The following is a 14,793-nucleotide window of genomic DNA, read 5'->3' on the forward strand; positions in this document are numbered from 1 at the left end:
ACTATGTCCAGATATCTCAATCTCGTTGTTTTTCTGGTAGGTCTGGCCGCGGTGTGCTGGATCGGTGGCGGCTACGTCGGCTCGAATGTGCTGGCGTTGGCGGTCACGCTGTTGATTGGCGCCTGCTACCTGGCAGGCGCGCTCGAGCTGCGGCGCTACAGCCAGGCCACGTCCACGCTGGCGCGTGGGGTTGCGGGCCTGTCTGGGCCGCCGCCCAGCCTGGGCGTCTGGCTTGAGCCCCTGCATCCCAGCCTGCGCAACGCGGTGCGCCTGCGCGTCGAGGGCGAGCGTGTGGCCTTGCCGGGCCCGGCGCTGACGCCGTATCTGGTCGGCTTGCTCGTCTTGCTGGGCATGCTCGGCACGCTCCTCGGCATGGTGGCGACCTTGCGGGGCACCGGCCTGGCGCTGGAAAGCGCGACGGACCTGCAAGCTATCCGCGATTCGCTCGGCGCGCCGGTCAAGGGACTGGGCTTCGCGTTCGGCACGTCGATTGCGGGTGTGGCCACGTCCGCGATGCTGGGACTGCTTTCGGCGTTGTGCCGGCGCGAACGGATCGATGCCGCGCAGTTGCTCGACGTGAAGATCGCGACGACCTTGCGCATCTACTCGCAGACCCATCAGCGCGAGGAAAGCTTCAAGCTCCTGCAGCGGCAGGCCGAGGTGATGCCCACGCTGGTCGATCGTCTGCAGGCGATGATGACGGCCATCGAGCAACAGAGCCTCGCCTTGAACGAGCGGCAGCTCGCCAGCCAGGACGCTTTCCACAGCAGGGCCGAGGTCACCTATACGCGCCTTGCTGCGTCCGTGGAGCAGTCGTTGAAGGAGAGCGTCGCCGAAAGCACCCGCGCCGCCAGCGCGGCGCTGCAGCCGGTCATGGCGGCCACGCTGGCAGGTCTCGCGCGCGAGACGGCCGCGATGCACGACACCGTCACGCATGCCGTCCAGCGGCAGTTGGATGGACTCTCGACTGGCTTCGAGGCAACCACCACCACCGTCGCGGGCATCTGGAACAAGGCACTGGAGGGGCAGCAGCGATCGAACGAGGCGCTCACCCAGCGTCTGGGCACGTCGCTGGATCGATTCACCGAGACTTTCGAGCAACGCTCGGCTGGCCTGCTGGAAGGCGTCTCCGCGCGCCTCGACGCAACTGCGGGCAACGTGTCGGCAGCGTGGAACGAGGCGCTGGCACGGCAAGAACAGGTCGGCGAGAAACTGGCGGGACACAATCAGCAAGCTTTGGCGGCGGCCGCTGCAACCTTCGAGCAGCACTCGGCGTCACTGTTCGCCGCAGTGGGCCAATCGCATACGGACTTGCAGACGGAATTGGCCGCGCGAGATCAGCAACGATTGGCGATCTGGACCGAGACACTCGGTTCGATGGCCGCTACGCTGAACAAGGAATGGGAGCAGGCGGGCACGCTTAGCGCGAGCCGCCAGCAGGAAATCTGCGATGTACTCGCACAGACCGCGCGCGACATCTCCGCTCAAACTCAGGCACACGCGAGCAGCACGATCGCAGAGATTGACCGGCTCGTGCAAGCGGCCGCGGAAGCACCTAAGGCCGCGGCGGACTTGCAGGTGGAACTGGCCGCGCGAGATCAGCAGCGGTTGGAGGCCTGGACCGCGGCACTTGGTTCGATGGCCGCTACGTTGAACAAGGAATGGGAGCAGGCGGGCACGCTTAGCGCAAGCCGCCAGCAGGAGATCTGCGAGACGCTGGCGCAAACCGCACGCGACATCTCGGCCCAAACACAAGCACACGCGAGCAGCACGATCGCTGAGATCGACCGGCTCGTGCAAGTGGCTGCGGACGCCCCCAAGGCCGCAGCAAACCTGCAGGCAGAACTCGCCGCACGGGACCAGCAGCGGCTGGCCGCCTGGACCGAGACGCTCGGCTCCATGGCCACCACGCTGAGCAAGGAATGGGAGCAGGTTGGCACGCACAGCGCCAGCCGGCAGCAGGAGATCTGCGACACGCTCGCACAAACCGCACGCGACATCTCGGCCCAAACACAGGCGCACGCGAGCAGCACGATCGCCGAGATCGGCCAGCTTGTGCAAGCCGCGTCGGAAGCTCCGAAGGCTGCAGCCGAAGTCGTCGCCGAATTGCGTCAGAAGCTCTCAGACAGCATGGTCCGCGACACCGCGATGCTGGACGAGCGTAGCCGCCTGCTGGCAACGCTGGAAACCCTGCTCGATGCCGTCAACCATGCGTCCACCGAACAGCGCACGGCCGTCGACGCGCTCGTCGCCACATCGGCGGATCTGCTGGATCGTGTCGGCGCCCGTTTCACCGACAAGGTCGAACTCGAAACCGGGAAGCTGGGCGCAGTGGCCGCGCAGGTCACCGGCAGCGCCGTCGAAGTGGCGAGCCTCGGTGAAGCATTCGGCGCGGCCGTCCAGGTGTTCGGCGAGTCGAACACCACGCTGGTCGCGCATCTGCAGCGTATCGAAGCCGCGTTGGACAAGTCCCTCGCGCGCAGCGACGAACAGTTGGCCTATTACGTTGCCCAGGCACGAGAAGTCATCGACCTGAGCATCATGTCGCAGAAGCAGATCGTCGAAGACCTGCAGCACCTCGCGGGCAAGCGGGCGTCCGTCGGAGCTGAAGCGGCATGAGCGAGGAAATCGACGGCGGCGTGGAGACCACGGCGCCCATCTGGCCCGTCTTCGGCGACCTGATGTCGGTGCTGCTGGGCGCGTTCGTGCTGATCCTGGTGGGCGTCATCGGCGTGCAACTGGAACTCTCGACCCGGCTTGCGCAAGAGGTCAAGCAGCGTCAGATGGAAACGCAGCGCCGCAAGACCCTGGAGCAGGCGCTGGCAGGACCGCTGGCAGCGGGCCGGGTCACGCTGGTCAACGGACGCATCGGCATCAACGGCAGCGTGCTGTTCGCACTGAACTCCGACCAATTGCAGCCCGAAGGCCGGGACGTCCTGAAGAGCCTGGCGGGGCCGCTCTCCGCCTACCTCGGGGCCAATGACCAGATCCTGATGGTGAGCGGCTTTACCGATGACCGGCAGGTGCGGGAGGCTAACCGTCGCTTTGCCGACAACTGGGAGCTCTCGGCCCAGCGCGCGCTGACGGTGACTCGTTCGTTGATCGATGCAGGCGTTCCCGCCTCGTCCGTATTTGCGGCCGCGTTCGGCTCGCAGCAGCCCGTCAGCTCGAATGCCGACGACCAGGGCCGGGCGAAAAACCGGCGCGTGGAAATAGCGCCGGTCCCGAGGCCTTCGAGCGCAACGGTGAAGCCTCGTGAGTAGTGTGAGTCATACGAGTCGTGGCGCCGGCGAGGTGACAGGCGGCGCCCGGGCAACGCTCGACGCATGGCGCGAGCGCGGCGCCGATCGGCTGGATCCCATCCGCTTTCATTTCATCGAGGCGCTGGATAGGCGGGCAGCCGGTTATAGCGGCGAGGCGCGGCGTCTCCTGGATGAGAGGCTCGCCAAACTGATCGAGGCGTATGCCTTCGATCTTGAACGCGCTGAGCCCAGGGCGGTCGATGCTGATGCCGACGCCGACATCGGCACCAAGGCATCATCCGATGAACCCGCTCGCGGAACGCTTGCCGGACTGATCGACTACATCGCCAGTCATGCGCCTGCAGGCGGTGACGGCCTCACAGCGGGTAGCGTCACGCCCCGGCCATCGTCCTATCCGGAACTGGAGGCGCTCGACTACTTCAGGGAGACCTGGTCCAAGGTCCGGTCCGAGAAACAGTTGCGGCAGTCGCTGAAGAAAGCGCCGGGCAATGCCGGTCCGCTCAACTCAAGCAGTCTCGTACATCGATCGCTCTCGTTGATGAGCGAGTTGTCGCCGGGGTATCTCCAGCAGTTCCTGTCGTACGTCGACGCCTTGTCGTGGATGGAGCAGATGAACGGCGGCGGTGCCTTGCCGGCTAAAGATGCGCCTCGCGCCACAAGCTCCAAAAAGAATACCAAGGGCAAATCGCGTTAGCGCGAGGGCAGATCTGTCGAGCCCCTGGGCCACCACAATCCGGCCAAAAGCAATCCCCCGGTTTGCGCCGCTTTAACGTCCGAAATCGCGATTTAGCAGAAAGACTCTACTTGGGATAATCAGATTGTACTGGCTAGTTAAAATCTGAAAATGCCCGAATCCCCGCTGTCTGATGAAGATTGGCAACGCATTGCCCACCTGTTCCATCACGACACCACACCGAGAGTCGGCCGGCCACGGCGAGATCCGCGCGAGATCGTGAACGCCATACTGTGGATCGTTCGCAATGACGAAAAGTGGCAGCGTCTCCCCGCAAGCTTTCCGCCATCGCAAACCTGCTACATCAAATGGCTGGAGTGGCGACGCGCCGGCATGATGTCGAAGGTTTTCGCCGAACTTGGCATGACCGAGCAGTTGGGGCGTTCAGACTGTACGCAATGTTGAAGTCGTGAAACAGGACAAGAAGAATCGAAACGCCGCGGATCACATCTATCCGCAGGTTGCGCTGGCCAACGCTCGTCATGTTCGAGCCGAAGTCCACTTCACGAATACCGCACCGACCTCCCGCAAGACAGCCTCCCGACCGGGCATGTCAAGCGCGGGCGCATCGTAGCAGGCTGCGATCAAAAGCGGTGTGCTGCACGCGGGCCTCGATTCCAGCTCACCATAAAAAACGGGCCAGTCCTATGTAGAACTGGCCCGCTCACAGCGCAAAAATCACGTCTGAGGATTCGTACCGTCTGCAGCCTGGGCGTTGTCGGCGTCGTCCTGCTTCTCGCCGTCTTTCTTCTCGACCAGCGACTCCAATGCACCGGCGCCTTCAAAGCCGGCAATCGCTGCAATGCCTTTCGTTAGCAAACCTGCTTCCGGATCGACTTTTTCTGCTGCTTCAACGGCCGCTACTGCTCCAGCGATCTTGCCTACTTCGTCCAAGAGTCCCATTTCGCCCTCCGCGAGAAAAAGTGAAGTGCCATCCTCTCACGAACTCCGCGGCTTGTCGCCAAATGTAAAATTGACTTACCAGTTTGCGACCGCCCCGAAATGACATTGAAAGAAATGTCCACTCCGTACGCCTAAATCGCCTTCGTCACCGGCGCGGTGGCCGCCGGATCGGTGATGCTGGTGTGGCCTGTTTCCACATGACCTGCAATGCGCCGCAACCAGCCCGCATTGCCTGCAACCGTCAATTGAAAGTCATACCACTGGCTGCTGCATGACAGGTCCCAATGCGCCTCCACACTGCTCCCCGCGGGCACGGTCAGCGTGCGCGGCGCCTGTCCATAGGCGACGTCGGCCGCGGTGACCGTGAGCGGCGCGCTCCCTGCGTTTGACAGCGTCACGTAGACATTGCCGTTGGCCACGTCGTAACAGGTCACGACATCCGGCTTTGCCGCGGCATCCGCCGTGGACGAACCCGCGAAGCGCCGGAAGTAGCCGTTCGGGCCATAGACGTTCACCATATAGTTACCGTTCACGTCGAATGCCCACGTATCGGTCAACTGCTTGCCGGCTTCGACGGTGTAGCGACGCGGCATTGCAGTCGGGTCGCCCGTGTACACCCAGAAATGCGCGCCCTGCGTGCCGGTGTTCGCAAACGTCAGCGCATACCCTTGCGACTGCAACTGCCCGTTCACATGCAACTCATACGGCAGCGCCCGCGCGGGCCGCGTGCCCGCCTCCTGCGCCGTCACCAGCTGCTGAGCAGTGCTGGCCGGCGCAGCCTGCGCCGTGGAACGCGCGCATTGCAGATCGGCCTGCGCGACGTAGGTTTGCGTGCTCGGCAGCGACGGCACGGTCGAATCCGATTTCGAAAAGTCGAGCGCCGTGGTCAGGTCGCCGCAAACGGCACGGCGCCACGGCGAGATATTGGTCTCGACTACGCCGAAACGCTTTTCGATGAATTGCAGCACCGACGTGTGATCGAACACCTGCGAGCAAACGAAACCACCCTTCGACCACGGCGACACGACCGTCATCGGTACGCGCGGGCCAAGGCCGTACGGCAGATTGTCGGCGGTATACGTGCCAGTCTGCGTCGCGCTCACGACGTTGTGCCGTTCGAGCGAGATGTCCACGGTGCTCATGCCGGAGCCGGGCACCGTAGGCGCCTGCGGCGGCACCACGTGATCGAAGAAACCGTCGTTCTCGTCGTACATGATGAACAGGACGGTCTTGCTCCACACGTCGGGATTCGACGTCAGCGCGTCGAGGATCGTCGAAATGTAATTGGCGCCATAGAGCGGCGTGAATTTCGGATGCTCCGAATACGCGGCGGGCGGCAACAGCCAGGACACTTGCGGCAATGCGCCGGCCTGCACGTCGGCCTTCAACTGTGTGAGCGTGCGTGTGCTCATCCCACGGTTCTGCAGCGACGAACCCGCCGGCGCGTTCACGAAATTCTGGAACGAGGCCAGCATGTTCGTGCCGTAGTTGCCGCTGAAATTGTCGAAGCCGGTGCCTTGCTGATAAATCTGCCAGGAGATGCCGGCCGTTTCCAGCCGCTCGGGATACGTCGTCCAGTTGAAGGGCTGCAGCTTGATAGTATCGAACTGGTTGTCGATGTAGTCGGTGTTGTCGAGTAGCGGCCCGCCACCCGTGGCGAGTGGGTCGACCATCCCCGTCATTAGATACATGCGGTTCGGGTGCGTGTTACCCGGAATTGAACAGAAGTAGTTGTCGCACACAGTGAAGGCGTCGGCGAGCGCGTAGTGGAACGGAATGTCCTCGCGCACGTGATAGCCCATCGTCATGTTGGTCTTCTGCACGGCCCACTTGTCGGCACGGCCGCTGTCGATCGCGCCGTGCGTGGTGGCCCACGTATGCGGCAAGCCGCCGATGCACTGCGCGTTGACGTTCGGATTGGTCGTGTCGTAGCGGAACGGCGCGATCACCTTCGTCTGATCCTCCTGACGCGGCTGGAACCACACCGGCTGGCCATTCGGCAGCGTCACAGGGAAACGGTCGTTATAACCGCGCACACCGCTCAGGTGACCGAGATAGTGATCGAACGAGCGGTTCTCCTGCATGAACACGACAATGTGCTGCACGTCCTGGATCGTGCCCGTGACCGAACTCGGTTCGATTGCCAACGCCTTGCGAATCGATTCGGGAAACAGGGTGGTGGCGGCTGTCGCGCCAGCCAGTCCGGCGGACAGTTTCAGAAAATCTCGACGAGTTTTGGTGACCATGCGATGGACCTAATTTGAATTCTGGACTCAGGAGGCGGGCGGGACGAAGCCCGGCGGGCAACTCATGCGCGCATTCGCGACGGTGGCGTTGCCGCATGCTGCCTTGACCGGCGTGGACGATACGCCGTCGCCGCATGCGCTGAGCAGCGCTGCCGCAGCAATAGAACAGACGAGCGCAAAAAGCCGGAATGCCGACGTCGGCATGGAAGTCTCCGTGGAAATGAACGACGGACGCGATCGCGCGTCAGCAACCGCCGCGCTCTGGCGCAAGCGGTGCCGAGACAATAGTTTCGATTTATTACATGCGAGTGTCGTGCTGGAAAGCAGATGGACTACGTGTAATTGCTAGCGCTTGGGCGGCTGCGGGTTATTCGCGGGATTAGTATCGAACCGGGTGATGCTTTTAATGCCATCGTCACTGAGGAGTGCCGTCAATTCAGCTTCGATCACGTCGGCGATTTCCTTGCCGTATATCTCGTCGCCATTCACGTAGACAGTGAACGATTGCAAGTACTTCGCTTTCTTCTCCGGGTTCTCGATTGTCTGCCGGGTCCATTGATAAAGCGGATAGTTTTCCAAGCCCTGCTTTTCCGCTTCACTCACGTAGTCAGCGAAAGCGTCGAACTGACATTTCAAGGTCGCGTTGTGCTGGCGCAGCACATTGCGAAGCGCAGCATGCGAAGCACCTGCCGGGTCAGTGCGCAGATCGTTTGCAAGTTCAGGTGAGACGGTGATTCTTAGCTGGAATTGCCATGTGGGTTCCATGTGGACCTCGGTGTCGAATCATGAGCGCGCGCTAGCGGAGATGAGTCAGTGCTATTGGCAGTAGTCCAATTTCTTGGCATGGACCGGTTAATGCTGAATTACTCCGCCTATACATCTCGCATAATAGTATTACGGACGGCTTTCAATTACAAAAAGAGAATAACTCTTCTGTCAATTTTTCTCCGGACTTGCCGATAACAGGTGAACTGCCTTTACGTAAGCGTCGAGGCGGTCGGCCACCTCATTTTGACCATAACCAAAGAGGCATTAGAAGCCCATGTTTGCTCTGCGAAGGATTCTCCTTTTAGTCCCCATTGCCGCGCTCGCCGCTTGCTCGGTTGTCGCGCCGCCCTATTCGGCTTCCGTCGACAATATCCAGACGCTGAAGAACGCATCTCCCGTGGCAACGCGTCTCGGCGCTTTCACTAACGACCCAACCGATGGCAATCACTCATCGGTACAACTGCGTGCGAATAGCATGCGCTCGCCGGTTGGCGATTCGTTTGCCCAATACCTTTCGAGTGCTCTACAGCAGGAACTGACGATCGGCCGTGCGCTTTCACCCGACGCCAAGGTCGAACTGAGCGGCGTGCTGCTGAAGAATAACGTCGATGCCAACATCGGAACAGCCACGGGCACGATCTCCGCGCGCTTCATCGTCAAGCGTGGCGCCGAGGTGCGATACGACAGCGTGAAAACCGCGACGACGCAATGGGATTCGTCGTTCGCAGCCGCGATCGCGATTCCGCGGGCGACCCAGGAGTATCCGCTCATCGTCCAGAAACTGCTCGCGTCGCTCTATGCGGATCCCGCGTTCATGCAAGCCATCCATTAATCCCTCTTTTCTCAACGAGCAGAAATCATCATGAAGCTGATGCACTTTATTCGCAGTATCGCGGTCACCGGCGCCATTGCGTCGCTCGCAGGTTGCGCACACGACATCACCATCTCCGGCGACCCGGCAGCGCTCACAGCGTCTACTACCGCAGCAACGTCGACGGCTCAAACGCAGCCGATCAACAAGACGGTTGGGCTCGTCATTACCGACGAACTGCGCGCAAAGGAAGTCGTCTCGCCAGGCGGTGGTGGCGACAAGGTGGCCTACAAACCATATCGTGATCTGGAACTCCCGATCTACGTCGAACTCAGCCAGGTGTTCAGCAATGTTGTGAAGCTGAATGCCGCGCCTGATGAGGCAACCGTCCAATCAAAAAGCCTGAGCTATGTCGTCACGCCGACCATCTCGACGACATCTTCGTCGCCGAGCCTCCTGACCTGGCCGCCGACCGACTTTTCGGTGACGCTCGTGTGTACCGTGACAGATCCGACCGGCAAGCTCGTGACGAAAAAGGAAGTGACGGGCAACGGCCACGCAGAGTTTGGCGAATTCAAGCGCAACTTCGGTCTCGCCGCACAGCGCGCGACGATTGACGCCGTGCAGAAGTTGCAGGCAGCTATGCAGGATTCGCCGGAACTGCGTCAGTAAGAGCAGGCCGCCATGATCGGCGCCCGCTGGATTCAGCGGGCGCATCGACCTGAAGCTGCTGTCAGACAAGCAGTCCATCAGCATACTGCTCTCAATCCAGCAGTTTGAAACCCCGACCCTACCCATAGAGCAGCGCGGCAGGACGCTCGCCTCGATGGCATAGCTCGTGCTTTGTAGTCCATATGGTCAAGAGCTCAGTCGCTCTGCCTTACCCCACCTATCGACTTTAGAGCAGGCGCATGACATCACAAAACCCGCGTGAAAAACTTCCGCTTTCGTACGGCACAGACTATGAACAGTTGGCTGCCAGGTTCAGGCCGATCTTCAATCGGATCGCGGAAGGTGCGCTCGAACGCGAACGCACTCGCGCGCTGCCGTACGAGCAGATTGTCTGGTTGAAGGAAGCCGGGTTCGGCGCCGTCAGAGTGCCGCGCGAATACGGGGGCGCCGGCGCGTCGCTTCCGCAACTCGTGCAACTCCTGATCGAACTGGCCGAGGCCGATTCGAGTTTGCCGCAAGCGTTGCGTGGCCACTTCGCCTTCGTCGAAGACAGAATCAACGCAGCACCCGGCGCTGCACAGGAAAAATGGCTGCAACGCTTCGTGGCGGGGGAAATCGTCGGCAATGCGTGGACCGAAGTCGGCGCGGTCAAGATCGGCGACGTGATTACGCGTGTCTCGCGCCACGGCAATCAGTGGGTCGTCAACGGAACCAAGTACTACAGCACGGGCAGCATTTTTGCCGACTGGATCGACGTCTACGCCCAGCGCGACGACAACGGCGCCGACGTCATCGCCGCAGTGAGCACGCACCAGCCAGGCGTCAAACAAAGCGACGACTGGGATGGCTTCGGTCAGCGCACCACCGGAAGCGGGACGTCCGTATTCGAAAACGCCGTGGTCGACGAAGAGAACATCATCGACTTCGCCACGCGCTTCAAATACCAGACAGCGTTCTATCAACTCGTGCTGATCGCGGTTATCGCAGGTACTGGGCGCGCCGCATTGCGTGACATCTCGCATGAAGTGCGCAAACGCACCCGGGTGTACAGTCACGGCAACGCGCCACGCGTCAGCGAAGACGCCCAGGTGCAGCAGGTGGTCGGGCAAATAGCGGCACGCGTGTATGCGGCGGAGGCCGCGGCCGTGCGAGCCGCGGAACCCTCACAAAGAGCGTACGAAACGCGCTTCGGCGCGGACCGCGATGTTGAACACGCAGCGAACGTGGCGGCCGAAATCGAATCGGCAAAAGCCCAGGTCGCCGTGGCCAGTTTGATTTTGCAGGCGACCACCGACCTGTTCAATGCACTCGGTGCTTCGGGCACAAGCGAGAACAAACTACTGGACCGCCACTGGCGAAACGCGCGCACTGCAGCGTCGCACAATCCGCTGATCTATAAGGAGCGGATTGTGGGCGACTGGGAAATCAACCGCAAAGAGCCGCCCTTCGTCTGGCAGATCGGCAACAGCAGAACCGCGGCATAGTCCGCTACCGCCGCGAACGCGGCGATACACAGCAACAACGCAGCGACATGCGGACTGGTCTCGCGGCCGGTCTGCTTTGACTTCTAAATGCACGCAAAAGGCAGGACTGCGCCCACTATCCGCTATCACGCATGTGAGCTTACTTCTGCGCGGAAATCTGCTTCGCCCGAATCAAGCGCGCCCGCAACACATTGCGACTAATGCCCAGCAGCCTCGCCGCCTGAATCTGATTCCGGTTGCAGAAGTCGAACGCCACGCGCATCACCGTGTCTTCGATCTGTTCGAACAGATTGCCTTCCGCGCGATCGAAGAGATGGCGCAATGCCCCCTCCAGTCCTTCCAACGGCGTAGACGCAACAGGTTCACTGGCCGCTCGCCGCGCGGCGTGAATCCCGAACGACGACATCTGCAAATCGCCCTCGCCCAGCGAATTGCTGCGGCACACCAACAACGCGTAGTGAATGACGTTCTCAAGTTCACGAATATTGCCGGGCCAACTATGTTCCAGCAGCTTTCGCTCCGCGCGCGGCTCGATGTCGACGGGACCGTAGCCCAACCGGTTCCGATACTCTTCAATGAAGTAGCGGGCCAGCGGCAATATATCGCCAGGCCGATCGCGCAGCGTCGGTACAGCCAGATGCACGACGTTCAGGCGATAAAACAGGTCCTCGCGGAAATGGCCTGCCGCCACCGCGTCCTGCAAATGCACATTGGTGGCCGCCAGCACCCGCACGTCGATGGGAATGCTCCGGCGCGAGCCGAGCCGCACGATCTCACGCTCCTGCAACACGCGCAGCAGCTTGACCTGCATCGATAGCGGCAGATCGCCTATCTCGTCCAGAAACAGCGTCCCGCCATTCGCCGCTTCGAACCAGCCGGGTTTGGCGCAGAACGCGCCGGTGAACGCGCCCTTCTCGTGGCCGAACAACTCGCTCTCCACCAGCGACTCGGAGAAAGCCCCGCAATTGACCGCCACAAACGGGCCGTCCTTGCGAGCACTCAGGTTATGCACATGACGCGCGACCAACTCCTTACCCGTCCCTGTCTCGCCGATCACGAGCACGTTAGCGTCGCTCGGCGCCACCATGCGAATACGTTCGAGTAACGCCAGCGATTGCGGGTCCGAGAAGACCTGGACGGTCGCGCGAATCGAGGTGGTCAGCGTGCGCTTGTCGGGCATCGTCAACAAAGGCGGCACTTCCGTTCGCGCGATGGCTGGCCGGTCTGGCAACACGTGATTAAATGTGATCGCGAGCCGTTGCGCGATCTGCAGCGGCGTTTCAGTGACCGATGCCTCCGCGCTCGGTGGCAGAGAAGCCGGCGCGTCCGGCAGTACGTAGGTCGAATTCATATGGTCAAGGACACTCACTCCGCTACGTGCGGGCGTGGACCGTCCTCTGTCGGCTGACGGGCGTTGAACGGCATCGATCAGGGTTGCTTCCTCAAAAGCGTATTCTGAACATCTACCGCGACTTCCGATGCATTTTGTTGTGGTATCCAAAGTTGAATTGCTGCTTACGCAGCAGCATCGGTATGGATGCTGCCTCTGCACCAGCACCGCCTTCCCTTACTGCCTCCCAGGCAGCAGGCCTGTTGGAATACTGAAAGCGCGCGCGTCCATCGCTGACACCCGGCACTGCTTCTCCGGCAGCAGCACCGAGGCCATCTTGCTTCGCCAGCTTCATACGTCACCCTGCCCCGTAACTAGCCGGCCAACGCCGCGGAAATCGGCATCATGCCGGTCGATAAGATCTCTCAAGCCTTATCCGCGGAATGCGCAGCGAGCCGTTTTTCGAGGTGCGGGATCTCTTCACCCCGGACCGGCTTTCCCAGAAGAAAACCCTGCGCATGCGTGCATCCGCAGACGCGCACGAAATTCAACTGCTCCTGCGTCTCAATGCCTTCCGCCGTGGTGGGCATGCCGATTTCCCGTGCCAAAGCCACAATCCCGCGAACCACGGCCGCGGATTCGCGCCGATGCACGGACTCCTTCACGAACGAACTGTCGATCTTGAGCTTGTCGAATGAGAAGCGCACAAGCGTCGACATGGTCGAGAATCCGGTGCCGAAATCGTCGAGCGCGAGGCCGATTCCCAATGCGCGAAGCTTCTCGACGTTGTGCCGGGTGACGATATCGTCGCTCAACAGCACCGTTTCCGTGACTTCGATATTCAGGCGCGCGGGCGGCAATCCCGTCTTGCCGAGGATCGCCGCAACCGCCGACGCGAACGATTCTTCCCGCAATTGCACCGGCGAAACATTCACGGCGACGCTCACTGCATCACGCCACGTGGCAGCTTCCGTGCAGGATTGCAGCAGCGCCCACTCGCCGAGTGCGAGGATGAGGCCCGTACGTTCGGCCGTGGGAATAAATGCGGAAGGAGAAAGCTCACCGCGAGTCGGGTGCGTCCAGCGAAGCAGCGCCTCACGGCCGGAAATCGTATCGTCGGCGAGATCGACGATCGGCTGGTACTCCATGCGCAGATCGCTGTAAGACTGCATCGCCCCTTCCAGATCGCTTCGCAGAAGGCTCAAACTTTCGTCGGAGGCGTGCCTGACGGCATCGAAGATAGAGAAGGCACTTTTGCCACTGCGTTTGACGGCGTACAACGCGCGGTCCGCGCAGATCAGCAATTGCGGCCCTGTCTTTGCGTGCTCCGGATAGAGCGAGACGCCCACGCTCGCACCGATATGCACCAATGCTTCGCTGAGTGTGAAAGGACGCGCCAGCGTTTTGACGATTCGGTCTGCCAGCAAATGGACGTCGCGGGTCAACGCCGTGCCGTCGGTAATGGCGACAAACTCATCGCCGGCCAGGCGTCCGACCAGATCGCCGGCCGGCAGTACTTCACGCAATCGAATCGCCGCTTCCTGAAGAATCTGATCGCCGGCGGCGTGACCCAGGCTGTCATTGATCGCCTTGAAGCCGTCAAGGTCGATCAGTAGAACCGCGAATCGATGATTCAGTCGTAACGAGCCGGCCGCAGTGCGTTCCAGCAGAAGCTCCGTAATGCGGGCGCGGTTGGGCAGGCCAGTGAGACTGTCCTGGTGAGCCAGCCGATGACTGCTTTCGCGCGCCAGCAGTAAGGCAACGGTGTCGCGATTGCTGCGCAATGCCACCGTAAAGAAACCCGCCGCGCAAAACGGCGCCTGAAACAGCAGCACAAGTTTGCCGGAGCCGGGAGACAGCGTCGCCCCCCAACCCAACAGCCCGAGAATGAGCGATATCTGAAGAAGCACCAGCCTGGGTGTGCCTGCGTTGCGTCCGGCCAATCCGCCGATCACACCCACCGCGCAAACGTTGCCGAGCAGAAAAAGTGTCTGATTTCCGCTGGTATTGCACAAAAAAGTGCCAAAGCCGAACAGGGCCGCCCAGAGAAGACTGGCAAAGAGAAAAGCCGAGGTAGGGGTGGGCAGGTTGCGGGCACTGCGCTCGCAGCACAGCCAGATCAACGCGAGACGCGTCATCAGCAGCGCGACCACGGCGCTGCCCCACCACGCGTAAAGGGCTCTTGGATAAAGGTAGTAGGCGGTTGCGCAGACACTGATTTCGCAGATCGACGCAAAGACAATCGATGCGGTTCGCGTGAACAGGTTGGCAAGCAATATTTGCCGATTGTCGGCGCTCAGGTTCTGAGCGGAGGACACCACCCATTTGAAAAATGGAGACCTTGGTTCGCTGAAAGCCATGACCTACGCATTTTTAATGGTTAGTGGATCGAATCGGACACGCCTCGCAATTATTACGTAAACACAAAACGTCCGTTACAACGCAATGGCGCTGGCTTATTAGACACCCTTATTAGACACCCTTATTAGACACCATTACGCCTGTGCAACAGGCAATGCGGCACCGCCTCTCGTCCGAAGACGTGAGTATCTCTTGCGGATTGCTTCACGCTCCGGCGAGAGA

Annotated in this window: 14 protein-coding genes; 7 read left to right on the plus strand and 7 right to left on the minus strand. The window is 61.1% G+C overall.

Going from position 1 to position 14,793, the window contains the following annotated elements:
• The first annotated feature begins 3 nt into the window (after window positions 1–3).
• The 4 genes from M0D67_RS32640 (at window position 4) to M0D67_RS32655 (ending at window position 4,401) form a co-directional block, all read left to right on the plus strand.
• Window positions 4–2,619 carry a DUF802 domain-containing protein gene (locus tag M0D67_RS32640; RefSeq protein ID WP_154565763.1) on the plus strand — a complete coding sequence of 872 codons (2,616 nt, stop codon included), beginning with the start codon at window positions 4–6 and terminating at the stop codon, window positions 2,617–2,619.
• Entirely contained in the window at window positions 2,616–3,263 is a 648-nt protein-coding gene (locus M0D67_RS32645; protein ID WP_266241062.1) for an OmpA family protein, read from the plus strand. The genes M0D67_RS32640 and M0D67_RS32645 overlap by 4 nt, the downstream gene beginning before the upstream one ends.
• Window positions 3,256–3,957, plus strand: a complete 702-nt coding sequence (locus tag M0D67_RS32650) for a DUF2894 domain-containing protein (protein ID WP_233465056.1) — start codon at window positions 3,256–3,258, stop codon at window positions 3,955–3,957. Before M0D67_RS32645 ends, M0D67_RS32650 begins: the two co-directional genes overlap by 8 nt.
• Window positions 3,958–4,107: 150 nt before the next feature.
• Window positions 4,108–4,401, plus strand: coding sequence for a transposase (locus tag M0D67_RS32655; protein WP_154565761.1), 294 nt, complete (start codon window positions 4,108–4,110; stop codon window positions 4,399–4,401).
• Between the two features lie 273 nt (window positions 4,402–4,674).
• On the opposite strand, the gene M0D67_RS32660 is transcribed toward M0D67_RS32655, so the two are convergent.
• The 4 genes from M0D67_RS32660 to M0D67_RS32675 all read right to left on the minus strand — a co-directional run bounded on the left by M0D67_RS32660 (window position 4,675) and on the right by M0D67_RS32675 (window position 7,910).
• Entirely contained in the window at window positions 4,675–4,899 is a 225-nt protein-coding gene (locus tag M0D67_RS32660; protein WP_154565760.1) for a hypothetical protein, read from the minus strand.
• 131 nt (window positions 4,900–5,030) lie between these two features.
• Window positions 5,031–7,145 carry a phosphocholine-specific phospholipase C gene (locus tag M0D67_RS32665; protein ID WP_171928681.1) on the minus strand — a complete coding sequence of 705 codons (2,115 nt, stop codon included), beginning with the start codon at window positions 7,143–7,145 and terminating at the stop codon, window positions 5,031–5,033.
• 27 nt (window positions 7,146–7,172) lie between these two features.
• Window positions 7,173–7,349 carry a hypothetical protein gene (locus M0D67_RS32670; protein WP_166618301.1) on the minus strand — a complete coding sequence of 59 codons (177 nt, stop codon included), beginning with the start codon at window positions 7,347–7,349 and terminating at the stop codon, window positions 7,173–7,175.
• 141 nt (window positions 7,350–7,490) lie between these two features.
• Window positions 7,491–7,910 (minus strand): hypothetical protein, encoded by a 420-nt coding sequence (locus M0D67_RS32675; protein ID WP_154565758.1) that lies wholly within the window; start codon window positions 7,908–7,910, stop codon window positions 7,491–7,493.
• Between the two features lie 277 nt (window positions 7,911–8,187).
• Between M0D67_RS32675 and M0D67_RS32680 the strand changes: the two genes are divergently transcribed.
• The 3 genes from M0D67_RS32680 (at window position 8,188) to M0D67_RS32690 (ending at window position 10,880) form a co-directional block, all read left to right on the plus strand.
• Window positions 8,188–8,745 carry a hypothetical protein gene (locus tag M0D67_RS32680; RefSeq protein ID WP_154565757.1) on the plus strand — a complete coding sequence of 186 codons (558 nt, stop codon included), beginning with the start codon at window positions 8,188–8,190 and terminating at the stop codon, window positions 8,743–8,745.
• Between the two features lie 30 nt (window positions 8,746–8,775).
• Window positions 8,776–9,396: a hypothetical protein gene (locus M0D67_RS32685; protein WP_171928682.1), complete on the plus strand. Its 621-nt coding sequence runs from the start codon at window positions 8,776–8,778 to the stop codon at window positions 9,394–9,396.
• A gap of 239 nt (window positions 9,397–9,635) precedes the next feature.
• Entirely contained in the window at window positions 9,636–10,880 is a 1,245-nt protein-coding gene (locus M0D67_RS32690; protein ID WP_154565755.1) for an acyl-CoA dehydrogenase family protein, read from the plus strand.
• Between the two features lie 139 nt (window positions 10,881–11,019).
• Here the strand turns inward: M0D67_RS32690 and M0D67_RS32695 are convergent, their stop codons facing one another.
• The 3 genes from M0D67_RS32695 to M0D67_RS32705 all read right to left on the minus strand — a co-directional run bounded on the left by M0D67_RS32695 (window position 11,020) and on the right by M0D67_RS32705 (window position 14,570).
• On the minus strand, window positions 11,020–12,060 hold the full coding sequence (locus M0D67_RS32695) for a sigma-54-dependent Fis family transcriptional regulator (protein ID WP_266241074.1): 1,041 nt from the start codon (window positions 12,058–12,060) through the stop codon (window positions 11,020–11,022).
• Window positions 12,061–12,343: 283 nt separating this feature from the next.
• Window positions 12,344–12,565: a hypothetical protein gene (locus M0D67_RS32700; RefSeq protein WP_154565753.1), complete on the minus strand. Its 222-nt coding sequence runs from the start codon at window positions 12,563–12,565 to the stop codon at window positions 12,344–12,346.
• 70 nt (window positions 12,566–12,635) lie between these two features.
• Window positions 12,636–14,570: a bifunctional diguanylate cyclase/phosphodiesterase gene (locus M0D67_RS32705; RefSeq protein WP_266241063.1), complete on the minus strand. Its 1,935-nt coding sequence runs from the start codon at window positions 14,568–14,570 to the stop codon at window positions 12,636–12,638.
• Window positions 14,571–14,793: the final 223 nt, after the last annotated feature.

It is taken from the genome of Paraburkholderia sp. SECH4 (assembly GCF_030511745.1).
In the GTDB taxonomy this organism is placed as follows: Bacteria; Pseudomonadota; Gammaproteobacteria; order Burkholderiales; family Burkholderiaceae; genus Paraburkholderia; species Paraburkholderia madseniana.